19 protein-coding genes and 1 pseudogene are annotated in these 24,339 nt (G+C 63.1%); 2 read left to right on the top strand and 18 right to left on the bottom strand.

All coding sequences use genetic code 11. The features are described 5' to 3' along the window. The 14 genes and pseudogenes from Q1J79_RS08150 to rpsB form a co-directional block, all read right to left on the bottom strand. A pseudogene (locus tag Q1J79_RS08150) lies at positions 1-341 on the bottom strand (LpxI family protein); the annotation flags it as partial. Next, positions 322-1,128: an acyl-ACP--UDP-N-acetylglucosamine O-acyltransferase gene (gene lpxA, locus Q1J79_RS08145; RefSeq protein WP_300299053.1), complete on the bottom strand. Its 807-nt coding sequence runs from the start codon at positions 1,126-1,128 to the stop codon at positions 322-324. The gene lpxA and the pseudogene Q1J79_RS08150, both read right to left, overlap by 20 nt. Positions 1,129-1,132: 4 nt before the next feature. Beyond that, positions 1,133-1,603 carry a 3-hydroxyacyl-ACP dehydratase FabZ gene (fabZ, locus tag Q1J79_RS08140; protein ID WP_300299051.1) on the bottom strand — a complete coding sequence of 157 codons (471 nt, stop codon included), beginning with the start codon at positions 1,601-1,603 and terminating at the stop codon, positions 1,133-1,135. Then, positions 1,596-2,627 carry a UDP-3-O-(3-hydroxymyristoyl)glucosamine N-acyltransferase gene (gene lpxD, locus Q1J79_RS08135; protein WP_300299049.1) on the bottom strand — a complete coding sequence of 344 codons (1,032 nt, stop codon included), beginning with the start codon at positions 2,625-2,627 and terminating at the stop codon, positions 1,596-1,598. Before lpxD ends, fabZ begins: the two co-directional genes overlap by 8 nt. Before the next feature lie 2 nt (positions 2,628-2,629). Further along, the gene (locus Q1J79_RS08130) at positions 2,630-3,193 is read right to left on the bottom strand and encodes an OmpH family outer membrane protein (protein WP_300299047.1); all 564 of its coding nucleotides are present in this window, start codon (positions 3,191-3,193) and stop codon (positions 2,630-2,632) included. A gap of 24 nt (positions 3,194-3,217) precedes the next feature. Next, on the bottom strand, positions 3,218-5,524 hold the full coding sequence (gene bamA, locus Q1J79_RS08125) for an outer membrane protein assembly factor BamA (protein WP_300299045.1): 2,307 nt from the start codon (positions 5,522-5,524) through the stop codon (positions 3,218-3,220). Positions 5,525-5,573: 49 nt separating this feature from the next. Continuing rightward, the gene (gene rseP, locus Q1J79_RS08120; RefSeq protein WP_300299043.1) at positions 5,574-6,710 is read right to left on the bottom strand and encodes an RIP metalloprotease RseP; all 1,137 of its coding nucleotides are present in this window, start codon (positions 6,708-6,710) and stop codon (positions 5,574-5,576) included. A 21-nt stretch (positions 6,711-6,731) separates the two neighbouring features. Then, positions 6,732-7,958: a 1-deoxy-D-xylulose-5-phosphate reductoisomerase gene (locus Q1J79_RS08115; protein ID WP_300299041.1), complete on the bottom strand. Its 1,227-nt coding sequence runs from the start codon at positions 7,956-7,958 to the stop codon at positions 6,732-6,734. Beyond that, on the bottom strand, positions 7,949-8,689 hold the full coding sequence (locus tag Q1J79_RS08110; RefSeq protein ID WP_367182970.1) for a phosphatidate cytidylyltransferase: 741 nt from the start codon (positions 8,687-8,689) through the stop codon (positions 7,949-7,951). Before Q1J79_RS08110 ends, Q1J79_RS08115 begins: the two co-directional genes overlap by 10 nt. Then, positions 8,658-9,395: an isoprenyl transferase gene (locus Q1J79_RS08105; protein WP_300299039.1), complete on the bottom strand. Its 738-nt coding sequence runs from the start codon at positions 9,393-9,395 to the stop codon at positions 8,658-8,660. Before Q1J79_RS08105 ends, Q1J79_RS08110 begins: the two co-directional genes overlap by 32 nt. Before the next feature lie 2 nt (positions 9,396-9,397). Further along, positions 9,398-9,919, bottom strand: a complete 522-nt coding sequence (frr, locus tag Q1J79_RS08100; RefSeq protein ID WP_300299080.1) for a ribosome recycling factor — start codon at positions 9,917-9,919, stop codon at positions 9,398-9,400. Positions 9,920-10,010: 91 nt separating this feature from the next. After that, positions 10,011-10,727: a UMP kinase gene (pyrH, locus tag Q1J79_RS08095; RefSeq protein WP_300299037.1), complete on the bottom strand. Its 717-nt coding sequence runs from the start codon at positions 10,725-10,727 to the stop codon at positions 10,011-10,013. 254 nt (positions 10,728-10,981) lie between these two features. Further along, entirely contained in the window at positions 10,982-11,905 is a 924-nt protein-coding gene (tsf, locus tag Q1J79_RS08090; RefSeq protein WP_300299035.1) for a translation elongation factor Ts, read from the bottom strand. Between the two features lie 111 nt (positions 11,906-12,016). Continuing rightward, positions 12,017-12,811 carry a 30S ribosomal protein S2 gene (gene rpsB / locus Q1J79_RS08085; protein ID WP_300299033.1) on the bottom strand — a complete coding sequence of 265 codons (795 nt, stop codon included), beginning with the start codon at positions 12,809-12,811 and terminating at the stop codon, positions 12,017-12,019. A gap of 280 nt (positions 12,812-13,091) precedes the next feature. Between rpsB and Q1J79_RS08080 the strand changes: the two genes are divergently transcribed. Beyond that, complete coding sequence (locus tag Q1J79_RS08080) at positions 13,092-14,414, top strand: pentapeptide repeat-containing protein (RefSeq protein ID WP_300299031.1); 1,323 nt, start codon at positions 13,092-13,094, stop codon at positions 14,412-14,414. A 65-nt stretch (positions 14,415-14,479) separates the two neighbouring features. Beyond that, positions 14,480-15,802 (top strand): pentapeptide repeat-containing protein, encoded by a 1,323-nt coding sequence (locus Q1J79_RS08075; RefSeq protein ID WP_300299029.1) that lies wholly within the window; start codon positions 14,480-14,482, stop codon positions 15,800-15,802. Here Q1J79_RS08075 and Q1J79_RS08070 read toward each other — a convergent pair. From Q1J79_RS08070 to Q1J79_RS08055, 4 genes are all read right to left on the bottom strand, one after another. Further along, entirely contained in the window at positions 15,799-17,049 is a 1,251-nt protein-coding gene (locus Q1J79_RS08070; RefSeq protein ID WP_300299027.1) for an MFS transporter, read from the bottom strand. The two genes, Q1J79_RS08075 and Q1J79_RS08070, sit on opposite strands and share 4 nt — an antisense overlap. Positions 17,050-17,102: 53 nt before the next feature. Continuing rightward, a complete protein-coding gene (pepN, locus tag Q1J79_RS08065) occupies positions 17,103-19,733 on the bottom strand; it encodes an aminopeptidase N (protein ID WP_300299025.1) in 2,631 nt (876 codons plus the stop codon). Between the two features lie 9 nt (positions 19,734-19,742). Further along, positions 19,743-23,213 carry a DNA polymerase III subunit alpha gene (gene dnaE, locus Q1J79_RS08060; protein ID WP_300299023.1) on the bottom strand — a complete coding sequence of 1,157 codons (3,471 nt, stop codon included), beginning with the start codon at positions 23,211-23,213 and terminating at the stop codon, positions 19,743-19,745. Positions 23,214-23,582: 369 nt separating this feature from the next. Then, on the bottom strand, positions 23,583-24,257 hold the full coding sequence (locus Q1J79_RS08055) for a DUF4136 domain-containing protein (RefSeq protein WP_300299021.1): 675 nt from the start codon (positions 24,255-24,257) through the stop codon (positions 23,583-23,585). Positions 24,258-24,339 lie beyond the last annotated feature (82 nt).

Here is a 24,339-nt window from a genome sequence, read left to right as displayed (position 1 = left end):
CGCAACACGGCATCGTCGCCGACCAGCGCAGCCTTGATCAGTTTGGGCAGGAGCAATGCGCCACGCCAATCCGGCTTCAGGGCTGTAAAATCCGGTTTGGCGACGCGGCCGCAGAGGCAGACCTCCTCCACGCCGGCAGACTTCAACGCCTTGAGCAGGCGACCGACCTGCGGCAGGTCGAACCAAGCATGCTCGGCGCCAACTACGCTGGACGGGTCGCAGAACCCGTTCAGGGCCGCGATGAAGAGCGGCCGACCTTCAACGTGGCAGGCATCGCGGATCAGCGCGGGAATCTGCCCGCCGCCGGCGATGATCCCGAGCTTAGGCGGTCTTGGCGCCATCCGGCAGCGGCTGGCAGACGCCTCGGCCGGAGGCGTTGCGGATGAAATCAACAACGTCCTGCACCAGGCCGACATTGGGGAAAAGCTGAGCGACGTCTTCCATACGCTCGGCCAGCGTCCCCTCATCGGCGAACAGCATGCGATAGGCGGAACGCAGTTTGTGAATTTCGTCACGATCGAAACCGCGGCGCTTGAGGCCAACCAGATTCAAGCCCGACAAATGTGCCCGATTGCCAATCACCATCCCGAACGGGATCACATCCTGTTCGACGCCCGACATGCCGCCAATCATGGCATGCCTGCCGATGCGGCAGAACTGGTGCACCGCCGCCAGGCCACCGACGAAGGCAAAATCGCCTACCTCGATATGGCCGGCCAGGGTGGCGTTGTTAGCCATGATGATATTGTCGCCGAGCAGGCAATCATGCGCGATATGCGCGCCGGTCATGAACAGGCAATTGTCGCCCACCTTGGTGAGCATGCCGCCGCCCTCAGTGCCGGGATTCATCGTCACACCTTCGCGGATAACGTTGTTACGACCGACGATCAGCCGCGACGGCTCACCCTTGTATTTCAGATCCTGCGGCGGATGGCCGACCGAGGCGAAGGGGAATATCCTCGTGCCGCTGCCAATGCTGGTGAAACCGGCAACAACTGCGTGGCTGACCAACTCCACACCATCGCCGAGTTCGACATTGGCGCCGACCTGGCAATAAGGCCCGATACGTATGTCGGCACCCAGTTTGGCGCCGCTCTCGATGATGGCCGTCGGATGAATCTGCGACATGGAACTACTTCTTGTCGAGAATCATCGCGGAGAAGATCGCCTCGGCGGCCAATTTGTCGTCCACCATGGCCTTGCCCTCGAATTTCCACACCGGTCCACGCTGCTTGATGGCGCTGACATGGATATGCATCTGGTCGCCCGGCGTTACCGGTTTGCGGAAGCGCGCCTCGTCGATGGTCATGAAATAGACCAGCTTGCCTTCCGACTCCTTGCCCAGGGTATAGACGACCAGAACGGCTGCGGTCTGCGCCATGCTCTCGACGATCATCACACCCGGCATCACCGGCTGGCTGGGAAAATGGCCAGTGAATTGCGGCTCGTTGATCGTCACGTTCTTGATGCCGACGGCTCTCTGGCCAGCATGCATGTCCACCACGCGGTCGATCAGCAGCATCGGATAGCGATGCGGAATCATCTCCATGATCCGCAGGATGTCGACGGTTCCGACGCTGGCGCCCGTCTGGCTCTCACTCATTCTGCCCACCCTTCTTCTGCGCCAGGCGCCGCAATATGGCCACCTGACGGAAATATTCCTTCACCTTGGTTGCCGGGATGCCGAAATAGCTGTCCCCGGCGGGGATATCGGTCATGACACCCGATTTCGCCCCGATCCGCGCGCCAGTGCCGATCTTGAGGTGGCCGGCAATGCCGCTCTGCGCCGCCAGGACGACAAAATCACCAAGCTGGGTCGAGCCTGCTATGCCGGCCTGGGCCACTATGATGCAGCCGCGCCCGAGGGTCACGTTGTGCCCGATCTGAACCAGGTTATCAATCCAACAGCCGGGACCGATCACCGTATCCGGACCGGCCCCTCGGTCGATCGTACTGTTGGCACCGATCTCGCAGTCGTCGCCGACCACCACCCTCCCCAACTGGGGTACCTTCACATGACCGGTCGGATCCGGGGCGAAACCAAAGCCATCCTGGCCGATCCGCACACCGGGATGCAACGTGACGCGATCACCGATCAGACAATGCGTCAGCGTCACATTGGCACCGACGCGGCACTCGGCGCCCAGGACCACATTGCGACCGACGACACTGCCGGCGCCAATTACGCTACCCTGTCCGATCTCGGCACCCGGCTCAATCACGACTCCCGGAGCAACGGCAATGCCCGCCCCCAGCCTTGCCGCAGGATCGATGATGGCAGATGAATGAATCCCCGCGGCCGGACGCGGCAACGGATAAAACGCCTGCGCCGCCCGTGCATAACAATGATAGGGTTTAGGCGACAGCAGCAGAACCACACCGGCAGGAGCCAGGCTGGCATGCTTCTCATGCAGGATGCAGGCGCCTGCCCGGGTTGCCGCAAAACTGTCCGCGTATTTCGGGTTGTCGAGAAAAGCCAGCTGCTCCGGCCCGGCCTGATCCAGCGGGGCCACATCGCTGACCACACGTTCCGCCTGTGCGGAATCAGCCAGCTTGGCGCCGCACCGCGCGGCCAGTTCGCCCAGAGTGAAAGGCCCGGCCCGCTCGAAAAAGCGCGGATCAGCCATTCCTATTTCCCGGCGGGAAGAGCCACCTTGACCGCAGGCAGGCGCTGGTCGAGGCGCTTCAGAACCTCGGCGGTGATCTCGATGTTGTCGCCGATGAAAATCTGCACCTGGGCGCGGTCAAGCACCATATTGAAACCGCGTTCCTGCGACAGGCCTTTCAGGATTTCGATGACCTGCAGGGTAACCTGTTCTCGCACGCTGTTCAGCATCTTCTCCAGCGACTGGGAACGCTCCTGAATGCGCTTCTGCAGCTCGATCACCTTACCCTGGAAAGCCTGCCGACGCTGCTCGAAAGCCTCCGGCGCAAGCACAGAACGCTGACGCGCGATCTCCTGCTCTTCGGCGCGCAGCTTCTCCTCTTCCTTGGCAATCTCGGACTGGAAGTTGAAACGATACTGCTCCAGCTGCTGGCGGGCATTCTTCAGGGCGGCAGCCTCGCGGTTGATCCGCTGGCTGTCGATGACGGCAATAACCGCCGGCGGAACCTTGCCAGCGGCCTGGGCCATGGCGAGGCCAGGCAGCGCCGCGCAGAGCAGCGCCGCCAGGGCGATGAGAAATTTAGACATCGGGTGCATAACTCTCAAACCTTGCTAGAAACGGGAACCGAAATTGATTCGGACGAGTTCTTTCCTGTCGTAATCTTCCTTCAGGATCGGAATGCCGAAATCGACGCGGATCAGGCCCAGGGGTGATTTCCACTGGATACCTGTGCCGGCCGAAATGCGCAGGCTGTTGTCGTCGACGACCCCGGTGCCGCTGTCACTGGTTTCCCACAGCGAGCCGGCTTCGCTGAAGAGGCGTCCCTTGATGCCGAATTCATTCGGCAGGCCGATCGGAAACACCAAGTCAGTTTCTGCCTTGTAGTACCGTTCGCCACCAAGAGCGTCGTTGGTCGCGGTGTCGCGCGGGCCGATACCGCCGGTGCGGAAGCCGCGGAAGGTGTCGCCGCCGATAAAGAAGCGGTTAGGCAGCCGCACGTCATCCTGCAAGGCCGTAATAATACCTGCTTCGGCGCCAACACTGAACACCACATCCTCGGAAACCGGGAAGTATTTCATCCCGCTGACCACGTTCTTGAAATAATACTCGGTGCCACCAAGACCCGCGCCTTCCTGCGACAATCGCAGCACATAGCCGGTGGTCGGGTCGATACGGTCATCCCGGCGGTCATAAGTCAGCACATGGCCGACCGATGATGTGACATAGCCGCCTTCCTGCGCCTGGATGAACCGCGACGCACTGTCATTCACATCGGTAATCTCGTCATGCCGGAGACGGTAGTAAACCTGCTGCGACAGGTTCTCGGTGATCGGATAGGACAGACGAGGCGATATCGAGGTGGTGGTCTGATCCAGGCTGCTGCGGCGCGAATAGTCGGTGCGCCGACGCTGCATGTCGATGCCGGCCGCAAGTTCGCGATCCAGGAAATACGGCTCGGTAAATCCGAGATCGAGCTGCTGGCGACGGGTCGACAGGCTGAAGCCCAGGCGCAGATCCTGGCCGCGACCAAGCAGGTTGCGCTCACGGATGCTGATATCGCCGAGCACGCTTTCCGAGGTTGAGTAACCGACACCGAAGGAAAGTTCGCCAGTCGATTTCTCGGTCACTTCGGCAGTCAGCACCACTTTGTCCGGCGCGCTGCCCCTGTCCTCGGTGATTTCGACCTTGTCGAAGAAATTGAGGCCACGCAGGCGCGTGCGGGTGCGCCGCAGCTTGGCGGAATTGAAGGCATCGCCTTCCGCCAGGCGGAACTCGCGGCGGATCACCTTGTCCAGCGTGCGGACGTTGCCAACGATATCGATCCGCTCGACGAAAACCCGCGGGCTCTCTCCGATGCGGTAGGTCACATCGATGATGCGCTTCTCGCGATTCTTGTTGATATCCGGGCGCACATCGACAAAGGCATAGCCAAACCGCCCCAGTTCGGTGGTCATCGCCTGCACGGTCTTCTCGACCAGGTCGGCGTTGTAGATTTCCCCCTTCGGGGTGGCGATGAATTCCTTCAGCTGGGCGCCTTCGACGCCCTTGATCTCGCTGACGACATCCATGTCGCCGAAGCGATATCGCTCTCCCTCGTCCACCGTGAAGGTGATGATGAATTTCTCGCGGTCGGGCAGCAGCTCGGCCACGGCATTGATCACCGAAAAATCGGCATAGCCCTTGCTGAGGTAGAACTTGCGCAACTTCTCGCGATCGAAGGTCAGGCGATCTGGGTCATAGCTGTCATCCGACGAGAGGAAGCGATACCAGGCTGTTTCCTTGGTCTGGATCTCCTCACGCAGGCGGGAATCGCTGTAATGCCTGTTGCCGATAAAGCGGATGCGGCTGACACCGGTCAGCGGTCCTTCGCTGATCTCGAACACCAGGTCGACACGGTTCTGCGGCAACTGGATCACTTTGGGCTCAACCGTGGCGGCAAATCGGCCAGTACGGCGATAAATCTGCTGGATGCGCTGGGTGTCGGCCTGCACCTTGGCCCGAGTGTAGACCTGCCGGGTCTTGAGTTGCAGCTCGGTGCGCAGCTGGTCAGCCTGCACCCGGCGGTTGCCTTCGAACAGGATGCGGTTGATGACCGGGTTTTCGGTCACGCGAACAACCAGACTGCTGCCCTGCAGGCGCAGATTGACATCGGCGAACAGACCGGTCGCGAATAGCGCTTTCAGCGACTTGTCGGCCTCGGCGCTGGAATAGGCGGAACCCGGCTGCAAGGTCAGGTAATTCTGGATCGTGGATATCTCGATCCGCTGGTTGCCCTCGATCACGATATCGCGGATCTGAGGCCCGCTCTGGGCCACCGCAATGCCGGAACAGAACAGGCCACCAACCAGCACCAGCAAGGCAACAAGCGGCGCCAGCCCCATCCGGCGCAGCCTGCGCAGCGTTTCGCTTCGGACCATATCCGCCACAATCCCCTTAGCCAATCGAGCCCCCCTCACTTAGCCGGATTCACGAGAAAAGCCCAGTGAGGAAATTGAGAATTGGCAGGCGGTTCAAGTCGTTCCACGTGGCGAAGAGGAATAGCGACATGACCAGGGCGAAGCCAATGCGGAAACCGTATTCCTGCGCCCGTTCGCCCAGCGGACGGCCGCGAATGGCCTCGATCCCATAGAACAGAAGATGGCCGCCATCGAGCATCGGCACCGGGAACAGATTGATCAGGCCAATGGCAACCGACAGCGTGGCCATGAGCGAAACCAGCCCAAGCCAGCTATTTTTCGCCACATCCCCCGACATCTTGGCGATACCAAGCGGCCCGCTGAGCTGATCACCGGATTCGCGCCCCTCGATGATGCGGCCAAGATAGGTAAAGGTATTGGCCACCACCTGCCAGGTCTCGCGCACCGCCTGCACCATGGCCGTGGCGGGGTCGTGGCGCACGAAATCGATGCCAGTGGTGCGGATGCCGATCTGTCCAACGCGCTGGGTGCCGCCCATGCCATCCGCCACATCGACCCGCGACGGGACAACCGTCAGGGGCATCTCGCTGCCATCGCGCAAGACGTTCAGCGCGATCGGCGTCTCGGCCCGCAGGGCGACATAGGAGCGCAATTCCTCGAACCGCTGGATGCTGGTGCCATCGGCGCTCAGGATTCGGTCGCCAGGGCGCAGCCCGGCCGCCTCGGCGGCGCTGCCCGGCACCACATCGCCCACCACCGGCGGGGTAAAAGGCTGGCCGATCAGGCTGAACAGGGCGGCATAGATGAAAATGGCAAAAATGAAATTCGCCACCGGCCCGGCGGCGACGATGGCCATGCGATTGCGCAGACGCTGATGATGAAACGAGACCTTGCGCTCGCTTGCGGTCATCGCCGCAACCGCGCCGTTATCGGCACTGGATGCGGCATCCGCATCCCCGAAGAACTTCACATACCCGCCGAGCGGGACCGCGCTGATCTTCCAGCGCGTGTCATGCTTGTCATTCCAGCCATACAGTTCGGGGCCGAAGCCAATGGAGAAAACCTCCACGCGAACGCCGCAGCGGCGCGCCACCCAGTAATGCCCCAGTTCGTGGACAAAGACGATGATGGTCAGGACAACGACGAAAGGAATGATGTATCCGGCAAGACTGACGATGAAATCCATGGTTCCTCGATCGCCGGCGGCTTAAGGCCGGCTCCGTCCTCTCGTTTGCACCCGCACGACCCGGTCATCATCCGTCGGATCGATCAGGCGGGTGGCATAATGCCGGGCCGCCTGATCGGCCTGGCGCACTGCGTCCAAATCCCCCAGCGCCCCGCCGGGCAGCCGGGTCAGGGTCTGCTCGACAATCCGCGTGATGTCGAGGAAGCCGATCCGACCATTCAGGAAGGCATCAACCGCGATTTCATTGGCCGCATTAAGAATAGTAGGTGCGGCGCCCCCTGTTTGCAAGGCCTGTCGGGCCAGGTTTAGGGCAGGAAACCTAGCAGAATCAGGCACTTCAAAGGTGAGTTTGGCAATAGCGGCCAGGTCCAGCCGGCCGGCCGGGGTAGCCATGCGGGCCGGCCAGGCCAGGGCGACGGCAATCGGCGTGCGCATGTCCGGGCTGCCTAGCTGGGCCAGCACCGAGCCATCAACATAAGAAACCAGGCTGTGGATCACCGATTGCGGGTGAATCAACACCTCGATCCGCGGCTCCGGCACCGGGAACAGGAAGCTGGCCTCAATCAGTTCCAACCCCTTGTTCATCAAGGTGGCGGAATCGACCGAGATCTTCGCACCCATGCTCCAGACCGGATGGGCGATGGCCTGGGCCGGCGTCGCCTCGCGCATTTCCCCCAGGCTGAGGGTACGGAACGGGCCCCCGGAAGCCGTCAGAATCACACGGTCGACGCTTTCGGGCGCGTCGAAATCGAAAACCTGAAAGATGGCGTTATGCTCAGAATCGACCGGCAGGATCGTGGCGCCATGCAAAGCCGCCTCGCGCATGACCAGGGCGCCCGCGCAAACCAGGCTTTCCTTGTTGGCCAGCGCCACGATAGCGCCCCGCCGCACCGCAGCCAGGGTCGGTTCCAGCCCCGCCGCCCCGACAATGGCAGCCATGACCCAATCGGCCGGTCGGGCAGCGGCCTCCACGATGGCCTTGCTGCCCGCCGCCGTCTCGATGCCGCTGCCGGCCAGACGCTGGCGCAATTCCGGCAACAGGGCTTCATCGCCCACTACGGCCAGCCGCGCCTTCAGCATCAGGGCCTGCTCGGCCAGCAGAGCGATATTGGTTTGCGCCGTCAGAGCCTCCACCGGAAACCGCTCTGGCTCTCGGCTCAGCAGGTCGACCGTGGACCGGCCCACCGAACCGGTGGAACCAAGAATGGTGACGCGCCGTGGCGAAGCGGCAGACGGGATCATGACCATATGGCGTAACCCCAGAGCAGGTCGCAGGCGGCCACGAACGGCGCCGCGAACAGCAGGCCGTCGAGGCGGTCCAGAACGCCGCCATGACCGGGAATGATCTGGCTGGCGTCTTTCACGCCGAAACTGCGCTTGATACCGGATTCCGTGAAATCACCGGCCTGCGACACGACGGCAACCAGACCGGCAAAACCGGCCAGTGCGAAAGCCGGCAGTACCAGGTTGATGGCCGCGACCAGGCTGCCGACAAGGGCTGCGCAGACCATGCCGCCCAGTAATCCCGCCCAGGTCTTGTTCGGGCTGATACTGGGAATCAGTTTGGGCCCGCCGATGCTGCGGCCGGCGAAATAGGCCCCGGTATCGGTCGCCCAGACCACGCAGAACAGCCAGAAGACGATATGCCGGCCATGGCCGGGCTGCTCACGCAGCCAGATCAGGGCCAGACAGGGCAAACCGATATACAGCAGGCCGACAAGGCTCCATAGCAGCGGATTGCTGGACCAGCCCTTATCGGCTGAAAGCCCGGGCAGGCGGCGCCATTCCCACAGCATCAGGATGCCGGCCAGGGCGACGAGCAGGATGAAGGCGACATCGCCGAACCAGGCCGCTGCCACGGCCAATGGCAGCAGCACGGCTGCAGAAATGACGCGCTTGATCAGCCCGCTGCCGCCCAGGACGGGCTTTGCGGTCACCGGGTCGCGCTCACTCACCGCTTCCGCCATAACGTCGTTCACGCCGCTGGAATTCGCCGACCGCCGCCGCCAGATCTTCGGCGGCGAAATCCGGCCATAGCTTGTCGATAAAAATCAGCTCGCTGTAGGCGGTCTGCCAGAGCAGGAAGTTCGACAGCCGCTGTTCGCCGCTGGTGCGGATGACCAGATCGGGATCTGGAATCCCTACGGTCTGCAGATGGGCGGCCAGCACATCTGCCGTGATCTGTTCGGGCGCAAGCTTGCCGACGGCAACCTGCTCGGCGATGCGACGACAGGCGGCAACGATCTCGTCCTGCCCGCCATAGCTCAATGCAATGATCAGGGTCAGGGCCCGGTTGTCGCGTGTTTTTGTTTCCGCATCGTCGATCAGCGCCACGATATCCGGCGCCAGTTTGGCGCGGTCGCCAATGATGCGAATGCGCACGCCGTTGCGCCGCAACTCCTCAAGCTCGCGCCGGATGTACAGGCGCAGCAATTCCATCAGGCCGGCGACTTCTGTTTCCGGTCGCTTCCAGTTCTCGGAGGAGAACGCATAAAGCGTGAGATACTCGATCCCCAGCTTGCGACAGTTGCGCACCACCTCGCGCACGGCATCGACACCCTGGCGATGCCCCAGATTCCGCGGCAGGCCACGCGCCTTCGCCCAGCGCCCATTGCCATCCATGATGATGGCGACGTGGCGCGGCGGTGGCGGGGCCAAAGCCTGGGATGCAACCGGCTGCGACATGATCAGACCTGCAGGATCTCCTTGGTCTTCTGCGCCAGCATTTCGTCGATTTTCTTGGTGGCGTCGTCGGTCAGGCGCTGGATTTCATCGTGCCACATCTTGGCATCGTCCTCGCCCAGATCGCCGTCCTTCTCCAGCTTCTTCAGCGTATCCATGCCGTCGCGACGCACGCCACGCACTGCCACCTTGGCCTGCTCGGCATACTGGCCAGCCACCTTGGTCAGTTCTTTGCGGCGCTGCTCGTTCAGCTCGGGGATCGGGATGCGGATCAGTTGGCCGTCGGCCTGCGGATTGAGCCCCAGACCGCTGGCGGCAATCGCCTTCTCGATCGCTTTCACGTTGCTCTTGTCCCAGACCTGCACGCTGATCATGCGCGGCTCCGGCACACTGACGGTGCCGATCTGGTTGATCGGCATCATGCTGCCGTAGACCTCGACACGGACTGGGTCGAGCATGCTGATGCTGGCACGCCCGGTGCGCAGGCCGGCATATTCGTGCTTCAGTACGTCAACCGCCTTGCTCATGCGTCGTTCAATGTCGTCGATATCCGGTTCGGCCACGTGCCTTCTCCCGTTTTTCTTAATTAAATCAAAATCTTGCTGTTATGGCCCGAACTTACTGATCCTGGATCACAGTGCAGCGTCCGGTGCCGGCCAGCACTTTGGCGAAGCCGCCTGCCTCGTGCAAGGAAAACACCAGAATCGGAATGCGGTTTTCTCGCGCCAGACTGACGGCGGAAGCATCCATGACTTTCAGGTCACGCTGCAGCACATCCATGTAGGTCAGGGTGTCGTAGCGCGTCGCGGCCTTGTTCTTCTTCGGATCGTCACTGTACACACCATCCACCTGGGTGCCCTTCAGCAGGGCATCGCATCCCATCTCGGCCGCACGCAGCGCAGCGGCCGTATCAGTGGTGAAGAACGGGTTGCCGGTGCCGGCGGCAAAGATCACCACCCGGCCCTTTTCCAGATGGCGGATGGCGCGGCGGCGAATATAGGGCTCACAGACCGTATCCATGCGGATGGCCGACATCACGCGGGTCGGCACATCATGCGATTCCAGCGCATGCTGCACGGCCAGCGCATTAATCACCGTGGCCAGCATGCCCATATAGTCGGCAGAGGCCCGCTGCATGCCCTGGGTCGCTCCGGCCACGCCGCGGAAGATATTGCCGCCGCCGATGACCAGACTGACCTCGGCACCCAGCGCATGCACGGCTTTGATCTCAGCAGTGATGCGGTCGACGGTTTCGAAATCAATGCCGTAGGGCGTTGGCCCCATCAGGGCCTCTCCTGAGCATTTCAGCAGAACACGACGGTATTTCATGGCCATGGGGGACAGTTCCCTGAGGATGCCTCGGCGTAACGGCGCCAAGAGATGACGGAAAAGCGCGGCGATTCTGTGGCGGACTTATAGCATGACGTCCCATGCCAGACGACCGGGGCAGACGATCGGGCCAGATGACCAGGCCAGAACCGGGTCGGCCCCCTGGGGATGCGCCAGATCGAATCAGGCCCGGAACGGCCGGCCGGACATGGAAAGGGGGGCTTTCGCCCCCCTGCCCGATCCTGTCTGCCGTCTGGCAATCAACCGGCCATCTTGGCGACTTCGGCCGCGAAATCGTCGGCCTTCTTCTCGATGCCCTCGCCCAGCTGGAAGCGGACGAAGCCGGTCACCTCGATCGGCGCACCAGCATCCTTGGCGGCCTTCTCAACCGCCTTGCCCACCTGGGTCTCGCCGTCGATCACGAAGGTCTGCTCCAGCAGCACGACTTCCTGGTAGAACTTGCGGATCCGGCCCTCGACCATCTTGGCGATGATATCGGCCGGCTTGCCCGAGGCGGCGGCCTGCTCACTCAGCACGGTGCGCTCACGCTCGACCAGGCTCTGGTCGAGATCTTTCGGGCTCAGCGACTGCGGATTGGCCGCGGCAATATGCATCGCCAGCTGCTTGCCGATCTGCTCCAGCACCTCGCGCTTGCCACTCGACTTCAGGCCGACAAGAACGCCCAGCTTGCCCAGACCATCGGCCAAGGCGCTGTGCACATACGCCACCACGATGCCGCCATCAACAGCCAGGGTTTTGGCGCGACGCAGAGTCATGTTCTCGCCGATGGTAGCGATCGCCTGCGTCACTTCATCCTTCACACTGCGGCCGGTGCCCGGGAAAGCCGCGGCTTCCAGCACCGCCAGATCGTCGCCCGCACTCAGCGCCACTGTGGCGATACCGCTGGCCAGCGTCTGGAACTGCGGATTACGGGCAACGAAGTCGGTCTCGGCATTCACCTCGACGATAGCGCCCTTGTTGTCCTTGATCGCCACAGCGACCAGGCCCTCGGCGGCAACGCGGCCGGCTTTTTTGGCCGCGGCCGACAGGCCCTTCTTGCGCAGCCAGTCGATGGCGGCATCCAGATCGCCGTTGGTCTCGCCCAGCGCCTTTTTGCAGTCCATCATGCCCGCGCCGGTTTTCTCGCGCAGGTCCTTCACCAGGGCCGCAGTGATCTCAGCCATGTCGTCCTCTCAGTTTTAAGTGTTCGACCGTGTTGTCACGGCCATGTCACGGAAACGGCTGCGGCGCCCCGTCGGAAACGACAGGGGCGCCGCGACCGAATGCATCAGGTCTTAAGCCTGGGCCGCGGCTTCGCCACCCTCGGCGCCCGCCTGCGGGATCACCTCGGCCGGCATTTCCTCGGCCGCGCCCAGATCAGCGCCGCTGGCCGACAACTGCTCTTCGATGCCGCCTAGGACGGCCAGCGAGAACAGGTCGCAATACAGGTTGATGGCGCGCAGCGCGTCATCGTTGCCTGGCACCGGATAGGTGATGCCCTGTGGATCCGAGTTGGAATCCAGGATGGCGACCACCGGGATGTTCAGCGTGCGGGCCTCGGCGATGGCGATGTCTTCCTTCACCGTGTCGATCACGATCATGATGTCCGGCAGACCGCCCATGTCTTTGATGCCGCCAAGCGCGCGATCAAGCTTCTCGCGCTCACGGGTCAGGTTGAGCACTTCCTTCTTGGTCAGGCCGGCCGTGTTCTGCTCGGCGCCCAGCAGTTCTTCCAGCTCCTTGAGGCGCTTGATCGACTGGGAGATGGTCTTCCAGTTGGTCAGCATGCCGCCGAGCCAGCGATGGTTCACGTAGAACTGGCCGCATTTGGCGGCAGCCTCGGCAATCGCCTCAGAAGCCTGGCGCTTGGTGCCAACGAACAGCACGCGGCCACCGCCGGCGACCGTGTCGCGCACGGCCTGCAGGGCACGATGCAGCAACGGCACGCTCTGCTGCAGGTCAATGATGTGGATATTGTTGCGTTCTCCGAAGAGATACGACTTCATCTTCGGGTTCCACCGATGGGTCTGGTGGCCGAAATGGACGCCAGCTTCAATCAGCTGACGCATAGTAAAGGTTGGCAGGGTCATCCTCTGTCCTTTTCCGGTTGGGCCGCCGCAGACGTCGTCTTTGTCCCTTGCGGAACTCGGACACCGGAACGCGGCTACAAGGATGTCTCCCCCGTAGCTGCGCAAGCCTGCGTGTGGGTTTAAGCGCCGCGCTTTTACCCGGTTCGCTGGCCAAGCGCAAGCGGCATGGCCCGAAGCCCTCCCGCATGGCCGGCAGGCTGGCCGTTCCGGACCGTTAACCAAATGATTTTTCCGTGTTCTGACAATCAGATACTGGCGTCCGGCGCGGCGGCATGATGTTATGCCCGGCATGTCCGGCGCGGCGATCCAGCAGAAAGACCTCGACCCCTTGCTGGCGAGCCATGAGCGCTTTGCCCGTGGCATGCGGGGCGGCATCCGCCTGAATCTGCAATTTCGCGACGCATCCGGCCTGAATTTCGCCAACCGCGACTTGCGCGAAGTCAGCATGGTAGGCGGCAGCTTCCGGGGCACCGTTTTCAAGTTCGCCAATCTGTCCCGGGCGAACTTCTATGGCGCGGTGATGGAAACCGCCGATCTGTCCTCTGCCGACCTTACCCGCGCCGACCTGCGCGGCGCCATCCTGCGTGGTGCCATCCTGGAATTCGCCGACCTGTCGGGCGCCGACCTGCGCGACGGCCGCCTGCTCAAGCCTGACGAAGACGGCAATCTGGTGCCGATCGCCGTCGGCGGCGCGGTGACCGAAAAAGCGCAGATGACCCATTCCAAGCTGGTCGGCGCCAAACTCGGCCGCATCATGAGCCAGCAGGCCGACCTGTCGCATGCCAATCTGGCCAATGCCAAGCTGGTCGATGCCGATCTGTCGAACTCCGACCTGCGCGGAGCGATTTTCGTCGGTGCCGACCTGACCAACACGAACATGAGCGGATGCACGCTGTCCGGAGCCGTGCTGGCCGGGGCGATGCTGAACGGCACGCGGTTCGAAGGCGCCGATCTGGCCGGCGCCTTCTTCCGCACCGGCGAAATGCGCGATGCCCGCATGAGCGGCGCCATGCTGCCCAAGATGGTTGCCGACCTGGACAAGCCATTGCAGATCATCCTGCGCGAGCATCTGGCCTGGGCTGACTCCCTGGGCGCCAAGGGCCGGCGCGCCGACTTCAGCCGCATCGACATGTCGGGTGTCAGGCTCGCGCAGATCGACCTCTCGGCCGCCCTGTTCGTGCAATCCACCCTGGTGGAAGCCGATTTTGGCGGCGCCAGCCTCACCATGTGCGACTTCTCGGATGCCATGCTGCTGAACGCGCAATTCGCCGGCGCCGACCTGCGCGGGGTGAAATTCGCGGGCGCCAACCTGATCGGCAGCAACTTCCGGGGCGCCAAGCTCTGCCCCATGCCAATCTCCTCGCTCCAGGGCAAACGCTGGCATGCCAATCTGGAAAACGCCAACCTGAGCCAATCCAACCTGAGCGCCTGCGACCTGGAAGGGGCCAACCTCACCCGCAGCATCCTGATGCATGCCGATCTGCGCGACGCCAACCTGAGGGGCGCGAATTTCCGCGGTGCCGACCTGACTGGAGCCGACCTGCGCGACGCCGAGGTCAGCGGTGCCGATTTTACCGGCGCAACCGGCGTGAACCTGTCGTGAGACATTATTGCGACCGCGGCCGCGTGTGCTAGGCTACGCGGCATAATCCGGATAAAACTGCCCGTATGAACAACCCCGTCAAGGTCATTGCCCAGTACGAAGTCGACGAACTGTTCGAATCGCACGCCAATTACGTGCGCGGTGTGCGCGGCGGCAAACGCATGGTGCTGCATTTCCGTGACGCCTCGCGCGTCGACTTCAGCGGCAAGGAACTGACCTCGGCCGATTTCGTCGGCAGCAAGATGAGCTATGCCGATTTCAGCCATGCCATGCTGGCGGGATCCTCCTTCTTCGCCGCCGACCTGCAGGGTGCCGATTTCCGCCGCGCCGACCTGACCAAGGCGGACCTGCGCGGCGTCAACCTGCGTAACGCCAACCTGGAAAGCGCCAATCTCACCAATGCCGATATCCGCGATGGCGTGTTGCTGCGCCCCGACGAGGACGGCAACCTGATCGCGGTGCTGAAACGCGCCACCTCGATCGACAATGCCAAAATGGCCGGCGCCAACCTGACTTCAGCCAAGCTGGGCAAGGTGGTTGGCCGCAACACTGATCTGAGCAACTGCAATTTCTCCAATGCCAAGCTGAATGGCGCCGACCTGTCGGGTTCCAACCTCGCCGGCTGCCTGTTCACCGGCGCCGATCTCACCGGATCGAACCTGTCGCATTGCGTGCTGCATGGCTCGGTGCTGGCCGGCGCGGTGCTCAACGAGACGAATTTTGACGGTGCGGACCTCACCGCGGCCTATTTCCGCCCGATCGACCTGCGCGATGCCGATGTCACAAAGGCGATCATGCCGCGCAGCCTTGACAGCCTCGACCGCTCGCTGCAGTTCATCGTGCGTGAGCATATCACCTGGATCGAGACCCTGGGCAAACAGGGCATGCGCGTGGATTTCAGCCGCTACGACCTGTCCGACCTCAAGCTTACCCAGATCAACTTCTCGGCCGGCGATTTCTCCTACGCCATCCTACGCAACACCGATTTCTCCGGCTCGCGTTTTGTGCTGTCGGACCTGCGCGGTGCCATGATGCTGAATGCCAATTTCGCCACCTGCAATCTGCAGGGTGCCAAATTCGACCGCGCCATTATGACCAATGCCGATTTCCGCGGTGCCAAGATGTCGCCAGTCAGCATTGCCGGCGCCAAGCATCGCCGCCAGGCGGCCAGCCTGCAGGAATGCAACCTGACCCAGGCGAAATTCCAGGGCGCCGATCTGGAAGGCGCCAGCTTCAACCGCTCGATCCTCACCCTGGCCGACCTGCGCAGCACCAACCTGCGCGGCTGCTCTTTCCTTGACGCCGACCTGACCAATGCTGATCTGCGCGGCGCCGACCTGGAAGGCGCCGACCTGCGGGGCGCCATCGGCTACAAGCTGCCGGGCTAGGCCGGCTCCTCGCCCATCGCCTCCGGCAGTTCACTCAGATACGGCATCGGCGAAAGCAGGATGACGGCCAGCTGAATGCCATAGCCAAAGACGGCCAGCCAGATCGCCGCCGCTAATCCGTAACTGCCGCCGACCCAGCCGCCGACCAGCGCGCCAACCGGCCGCATCCCTAACGTCGCCACCTGCTGGATCGCGCTGACCCGGCCGATCAGCCGCGCCGGCACGATGGCCTGCCGCAGGCTGGTCTGGCCGATGGTCCAAAGCATCGGCCCGAAGCCGAACAGGAAAAAGCCGGCGCAGAGCGATGCAAAGGCCGGCGATCCCGATTGCAGCGTCGCCATGCCGATCACCAGCGCCGCCACGGCCGACATCGCCGGCCCGAGCAGGATCATCATACCTAGCCGCAGCCGGCCATGGATCAGCGGCAGCGCCAGGGCTGCCAGCAGCATGCCAAACCCCTGCGCGCCCAGCGCCATGCCGATCTGTGCCGGGGCCAAGCCAAGCTCGTTGATGGCAAACAGCACCAGCACGGCCATCAGCACAAACCAGCTGAAATTCCACGCCATAGCGCAGCCGGCGATGGCGCGCAGCAGGGCATGCCGCCAGACCAGCGAGAAACCCTCCGCCAGCGCCTGCCCGAGCGGCAGGGCCTGCTGCGCCTGCGGCACGTCGCGACGCATCATCGGCGCCAGCAGCAGCCAGGCCGCCAGGGCTGAGGTCAGGCCCGACACCGCCAGGGCCGCGGCCGGCGAAGTCCAGCCCGCCACCGCGCCGGCAATGCCGGGCCCCAGGAAGACGGCGGCCGCACGGGCGAATTCCAGTCGCGCATTGGCGCCGGCCAGCCCTTCGCGGCCGACCAGCGCCGGCAGATAGGCCTGGGCCGCCACATTGAACAGCACGGTCGCCGCCGACAGCGCGAAACCCAGCACAGCCAGCCCGGCAAAGCCAAACCAGCCGGCCATGATCAGCAGCGGCAGAGTGAGCAGCAGCAGCGCACGGACCGCCTCGGCCCCGGCCATCAGGAGGTGGCGCGGCAGGCGATCGGCCCAGATGCCGGCGACCAGCGACAGCAGCAGGTATGGCAGGGTCTGCAATGCGCTGAGGCCCCCCATCTGTTCGGCCGTGGCGCCCAGCGCCAGCGCGGCCATCAGCGGGATGGCGGCCAGGCCAAGCTGCTCGGCGCCATTGGCGGCAAGATTGGCAAACCACAAGCGGCGGAAGGCGGGGTCGGCGGGTATGAAGGTCATGCCGACCGGCTTAACTCCTCAGGGTTAGCTGTCGCTATCCGGCTTTTGCGGCCTCATTCCGCCAGGGATTTCGAGGCGATCTCGTAGGTCTCGCGTGACAGCTTCGGCGCGGCCAGAATCCGCCGCAGTTCGCCCTTCATCTTCACCTGCCGCGCGGCATCGACCCGGCGCCAGCGGCCCAGCGGGGCCAGCAGGCGGGCCGCCACCTGCGGATTGATCGGATCGAGCTCCAGAATGCGGTCGGCATGGAAGGCATAACCCGCGCCATTGGCGGCATGATAGCGCAGGGCGTTCGCCGTAAAGCTGCCAATCAGGGCGCGCACCTTGTTGGGTTTCTGCATCGAGAAGGCGGGATGTTTCAGCAGCGCCCTCACCTTCCCCAATGTATCCGGCAGGGCCGAGATCGCCTGCAGCGCCAGCCATTTGTCGAGCACCAGCGTATCGTCGCGGAAACGATCATGGAAATCATCCAGCGCCGCCTGGCGCTCAGGCACGTCCAGATCGACCAGCAGGCGCAAGGCGGCCATGCGATCGGTCATGTTGTCGGCATCGCGATACTGCCCGGCGATGCGGTCGAGGATGCCGCGCTCGTCCGTGGCCAGTTCGGAGAGATACGACAAGGCGGCATTCCGCAGCGCACGTTTGCCGGCCGGGCCGGCATCGGGACTGTAGGCCCCGGGCACGCGGTTGCCGTCATAGGTCGCCAGCAACAGCTCACGATGGGTCTCCACGATCTGCCGGCGCAGAACGCGGCGGGCTTTATGAATAGCCTCAACATCGATCACCGCCATATGGTCGGCGATGTAATCCTCGCTGGGCAGCGTGATCGCCTCGGCGGCAAAGGCCGGCTCCAGGCTGGTATCGCGCAGGATCTGGCCGATGGCCGCGACGAAAGCCGGATCAAAAGCCTGAGACGGATCGGCCACGCGCTGCAGCAGCAGATCGGTGGCATATTGCTGGCCGGCTTCCCAGCGCGCGAAGGCATCCGCGTCATGCGCCATCAGGAAAGCGCGTTCCTCACCGCTCTGGCTGGCCTTGATATTCACCGGCGCGGAGAAACCGCGATTGAGCGACAGCGCACGTGGCTCGGGGATGCCCCTGAAGCGGAAACTCTGTCGTGGCGCCGTCACCGACAGCACGCGGCCGCCGTTTTTTGGCGCCGCCGCCTCGCCTTCCAGCCGCAGCGGAATATCCTGCCCCTGCGCATCCAGCAGGCCGACATGGAGCGGGATATGCATCGGCTGCTTCACCGGCTGGCCCGGCGTCGGCGGGCAATGCTGGGCGACGGTCAGTTCGTAATCGCCGCTCTGCGCGTCGTAACGGCCTTCGACCTGCAGTTCCGGCGTGCCGGCCTGGGAATACCACAGCCTGAACTGCCCCAGGTCGGCGCCATTGGCGTCGGCCATGGCAGCCACGAACTGTTCGCAGGTGGCCGCCTCGCCATCATGACGCCCGACATAGAGCTTCATGCCCTTCTGGAAACCCTCCTCGCCGAGCAGGACATGCATCATGCGGATGACTTCCGAGCCCTTCTCGTAGACCGTCGCGGTATAGAAATTGTCGATGGCGATGTAGCTGTCCGGCCGGATCGGATGCGCCAGCGGCCCGGCATCCTCGGGGAACTGGCGGGCGCGCAGGTTGCGCACATCCTGGATACGCTTGACCGGGCGCGAACGCATGTCGGAAGAGAATTCCTGGTCGCGGAAAACGGTGAGGCCTTCCTTCAGGCTGAGCTGGAACCAGTCGCGGCAGGTGATGCGGTTGCCCGTCCAGTTATGGAAATACTCATGCGCCACCACGGCCTCGATGGCGGCGAAATCGCCATCTGTCGCCGTCTCTGGGTCGGCCAGGATATAGCGGTCGTTGAAGACATTCAGGCTCTTGTTCTCCATCGCGCCCATGTTGAAATCGCTGACGGCGACGATGTTGAAGAGATCAAGGTCGTATTCCAGTCCGAATCGGGTCTCGTCCCAGCGCATGGAGCGTTTCAGCGCATCCATGGCATAGGCGCTGCGCGATTCCTTGCCATGCTCGGTGAAGATGCGCAGTTTCACCGGACGACCGCTCTGCGTGGTGAACGTATCCTCGTTGCAGGCCAGGTCGCCGGCCACCAGGGCGAAGAGATAGCAGGGCTTGGGGAACGGGTCGTGCCAGACGGCATAATGCCGGCCATCGGGCAGCGCGCCCTCCTCCACGAGGTTGCCGTTCGACAGCAGCACGGGGCAGCTTCTGCGGTCGGCCCGCATGGTGACGCGGTAGACCGACATCGCATCGGGCCGATCGAGGAAATAGGTGATGCGGCGGAAACCCTCGGCCTCACATTGGGTGCAGAAATTGCCGCTCGACTGGTACAGGCCTGAGAGATGCGTGTTGCCCTTCGGGTTGACCTGCGTCTCGATCTCCAGCGTGAAGCGCGCCGGCGGGCTTAGGATGGTCAGCGCGCGCTCGGCCAACCTGTAATCGTTCGGCCCCAGCGTGCGACCATCGAGTCTGACTGACAATAATTTGAGGTCTTCGCCATCCAGCACCAGCGGCAGGCCCGGATTGACGGCCATGACGGCCAGCTTTGATTTCACCACCGTGGCATCGGACACCAGGTCGAATTCCAGTTCGACGCTCTCGATCCGGTAATCCGGGGCGCGGTAATCCTTGCGATGAATGGCCTGGGGCTGAATCTGATTCATGCAACGCTCTCAAATATCATAAACCTCCACCACGCCCGGCAGCACGCGGATCTGGTGACGGATGGTCGGGTTGATGGCATAGCCGCTGGGCAGCTTGATATCGGCCTCCACGCCGCCCGACAGGCCGGCCTCTTCCAGTTTCAGGCCCAGCAATACCTGGCCCTTGCCGCGCCCGGCCTTGTCGAGCAGGCCTTTGATCTGGGCGAAGGGCCTGTCGTTCTCAACCATGATGCGGATGCCGGCGGCGGCGCGGGCCGCCACGTCGTCCAGCTTCTCGGCTTTCTGGGCGCTTAAGCGCGGCTGCTCGCCATCGGCGCGCGCGGTGAGCGTCCAGACGATATTCGCGCCGGCTTCCAGCAGGTCGCGATACTGCGCCAGCACCTCCGAGAACAGCATCACCTCGAACATGCCAGACGCATCAGAACACTGGACAAACGCGAAGCGGTTGCCGGTCTTCTGCGAGGTGCGCTCCTGTTTCGAGATCACCGTGCCGGCCACCTTGAACACCTGGTCGCCGGAATGCAGCAGCTTGAGCATGTCGGCATAACGCTTCACGCCAACGCGATTGAGCGTGACCTGATAGGCATCGAGCGGATGGGCCGAAAGGTAGAAGCCGATCGCCTCGAATTCCCTGGCAAGCTGTTCCATCGGCGTCCAGACCTCGCCTTCGGGCAGCTTGGGCAGGCTTTCTTCCGTCTTGCCGCCACCGAACAGGGATACCTGGTTGGAGGCGCGCTCCTCGGCCTTGGCGTTGGCATAGCGGATCAGGGTTTCCAGTCCGGCCAGCACTTTCGCGCGGCTTTTCTCCAGCCCGTCAAACGCGCCGGCCTTGGCGATGTTTTCCAGCATGCGCTTGTTCAGCGCCGATGGATCAACCCTTCCGGCAAAATCAAACAGCGATTTGAAGGGGCCGCCGGCCTGCCGCGTCTCGACGATCTGGCCCATCGGCGCAGCGCCGACATTGCGCACTGCGGCCAGCCCGTAGCGGATCGCGCCCTTCTCGGCCTTGTCGTATTCCACCGCGAACTCGACCTCGGAACGGTTTACGTCCGGCGGCAGCAGGGTAATGGCCTGGCGGGCGCATTCCTGGCGGAACACGTTCAGCTTGTCGGTGTTGGAAATATCCAGCGTCATCGAGGCGGCGATGAACTCGACCGGATAATTGGCCTTCAGGTAGGCGGTCTGCCAGGCGACCAGCGCGTATGCCGCGGCGTGACTCTTGTTGAAGCCGTAGCCGGCGAATTTCTCCACCAGCTCGAAGATGAAGGCGGCGCGGTCCGGATCGACGCCCTTCTCCTTCGCGCCAGTGACGAAGCGCTCCTTCTGCGCATCCATCTCGGCCTTGATCTTCTTGCCCATGGCGCGGCGCAGCAGGTCGGCCTCGCCGAGCGAATAGCCGGCCAGCACCTTGGCGATTTCCATCACCTGTTCCTGGTAGATGATGACGCCGTAGGTTTCCTCCAGCACCGGCTTGAGCCAGTCATGCAGGTAATCGGGCTTTTCCTTGCCGTGCTTGCGGGCGATATAGCTCGGGATATTCTCCATCGGGCCCGGGCGATAGAGCGCGACCAGGGCGATGATATCCTCGAAGGCGTCGGGCTTCATGTTGCGCAGCATGTCGCGCATGCCCGAACTTTCGAGCTGGAACACGCCCACCGTGTCACCGCGTCCCAAAAGCTCGAAGGTAGGCTGGTCGGCCAGCGGGATGCCGGCCAGATCGATCTGCACGCCCTTCCGGCGGATCAACTCGACGGCCTTCTCCAGCACGTCGAGCGTCTTGAGGCCGAGGAAGTCGAATTTCACCAGCCCGGCGGCCTCGGCGTATTTCATCGAGAACTGCGTGGCCGGCATGCTGGCATGCGGATCGCGGTACAGCGGCACCAGCTCGACCAGCGGCCGGTCGCCGATCACCACGCCGGCGGCATGGGTCGAGGCGTTGCGGTACAGTCCTTCCAGCTTCAGCGCGATATCCATCATGCGGCCGACCGCTTCGTCGCGGTCGCGCTCCTCGCGCAGGCGCACCTCTTCCTTGATCGCCTGGGCCAGGGTTACCGGATTGGCGGGATTATTTGGCACCAGCTTGCAGATGCGGTCGACCTGGCCGAGAGGCAGTTGCAGCACGCGGCCAACGTCGCGCAGGGCTGCGCGGGCCTGCAGCTTGCCGAAGGTGATGATCTGGGCAACGTTGGCAGCGCCATATTTCTGCTGCACGTAGTCGATCACCTTTTCGCGGCGCTCCTGGCAGAAGTCGATATCGAAGTCGGGCATCGATACGCGTTCCGGATTGAGGAAGCGTTCGAACAGCAGACCGAAGCGCAGCGGATCCAGATCGGTGATGGTAAGCGCCCAGGCGACCACCGAACCGGCGCCCGAACCGCGACCCGGCCCGACCGCCACGCCATTGCGCTTGGCCCACTGGATGAAATCGGCCACGATCAGGAAGTAGCCGGGGAATTTCATGTTGATGATCGTCTCGCATTCGAATTCGAGACGGTCGTAATAGGCTTTGGCGGCTTCGCCGCTCACGCCGATCTGGGCTAGGCGCGTTTCCAGGCCTTCACGCGCCATGCGGCGCAGGGTATCGGCTTCCGACTCCCCTTTCCCGTCGCCGAAACTGGGCAGGATCGGCTTGCGCTCCTCGGCCTTGATCGCGCAGCGCTTCGCGATCACCAGCGTGTTGTCGACCGCCTCGGGCAGATCGGCGAACAGCACGCGCATTTCCTCGGCCGACTTGAAGCGGTGATCGGGGGTGACGCGGCGGCGGTTCTGCTCGCCCACATAGGTGCCCTCGGCGATGCAGAGCAGCGCGTCATGCGCCTCGTACATGCTCTCGTCGGGAAAATAGCAGTCGTTGGTGGCCACCAGCGGCAGGTCAAGCGCATAGGCCAGTTCCAGCAGCCCCGGCTCAGTCTTGGCCTCGATGGCCCAGCCATGGCGCTGCAACTCGACATAAAGCCGGCCGGGAAAGATGCGCTTCAGCGTCTCGAGCTGCTGGCGCGCCGCATCGTTCTGGCCTTCCGACAAGAGCCGCGTGACCGGGCCGCTTGGGCCGCCGCTCAGGCAGATCAGGCCGGCGCTGTATGCTTCCAGATCGGCCCAGCCGACCTGCGCCGCCTCGCCCGGCGGCGACTCCAGATAGGCCTTGGTGGAAAGCTGCATCAGGTTGGCATAGCCGGCGGCATTCTGGGCCAGCAGCACGATGCGGTCCGGATCGGGCTTTTTCAGCGCCTTGCCAAAGCCGCCCTGGGCCTGGTCGGCGCGGCTCAGGCTGATCTGGCAGCCGATGATCGGCTGGATGCCCTTGCCGGCCAGTTCCTTGGAGCCTTCCAGCGCGCCGAACAGGTTGTTGGTATCGGTGATCGCAACCGCCGGCATGCGCAGCTTGACGCACAGCTCAGCCAGTTTGGGCAGCCTGATCGCCCCTTCGGTGAGCGAATAGGCGGTATGGACGCGCAGATGGACGAAGTCGGCAAAGCTCATGGCGGATTTTCGATTCCCGTTCGCGTTTTACGATACGCGACCTAGGCGCCGGAAACCAGAACGCAAGGAATCCGAATCCCACGCGAAGTATGGCGGATTCGTGTTGATTCCCAATATCTTGTGGATAAGTGCCGGAACGTCGAGGTAACCCGGAGAACGGCTGCGGACGAATCCAAGTCCTAGGCGAACGAACCGGAAAGATCTAATCCTGGTAAGGCAGATTTGGTATTCCACAGCAGCCGGCGCAGGAATGATAGCACTGATATCGTTGATATCATTTGGCATGTTTTCCGTCGGATTTGCCGATATTGCTCCCGTTCCGGCGGCTTTGCCGACAAAAATCCCGAGCCCACCGGTAATGGGGGGGCCCTAGCAGGTCTGCGTCGGCAGGGTGATCTTCTCGCTGCCGGATTTGCGGAAATCCTGGAAAATCGCCTGGATCATGCAGCCCGACACGGCGGCAAAGCTGCTGGAGGAGCCGGTGCTGGTGGCATTGGCTTCCCACAGGCCGGTCAGTTTGTCGGTCTTCACCGAGGCCTGCCAGTCATAGATCTGGATGTTGATGTAGCGCGTGTATTCCGTGCTGCTGATCGTCTGGCTGCCAACCACGCCATAGGTTGGCGGCGTATAGGTGGTGGACGAGTAGTTGCCAAAGCCGCTGCCGCCCGCCCCATAGGCATTCACCGTGCCGCTGCTGTAGCTGGTGCCGCCGCCGGTCTGGCCCCAGACCGGGAACGTCTCGCTCTTGGTCTGGCCCGAGGACTGGCCGTAGATGAAACTGACGGCGTAATCGGCCCTGCGCAGGTCGGTGGTGCGCGTCAGGCCCTGGCGTTCCAGATGGCCGGCGATGGCGGCGGCATGCTGGGCGTATTCGGCGCTGCCGCGCTGGCTGTCGAGTTCGACGAAGGCAAAAGTCTTGCCGCCGAGATCGCTGGGCAACGTGGTGGTGAAACGACTGACATCGGTTCTGACACTGTTGACGCAGGCCGCAAGGCCCAAAGCCATCACGCATAATAGCGTAAACCGCACTCCAGCTCTCTTCATCTGCTTTCCCCTGCAGCTTTTGATTCAGATTAGGGCCTCACCTGGGTATGTGGTCAAGACCGTATAAGGATCGCGCGGCATA

Origin of the sequence: Ferrovibrio sp., assembly GCF_029255545.1 — a bacterium.
GTDB lineage: Bacteria > Pseudomonadota > Alphaproteobacteria > Ferrovibrionales > Ferrovibrionaceae > Ferrovibrio.
This window is presented reverse-complemented; position numbering and strand designations above follow the sequence as displayed.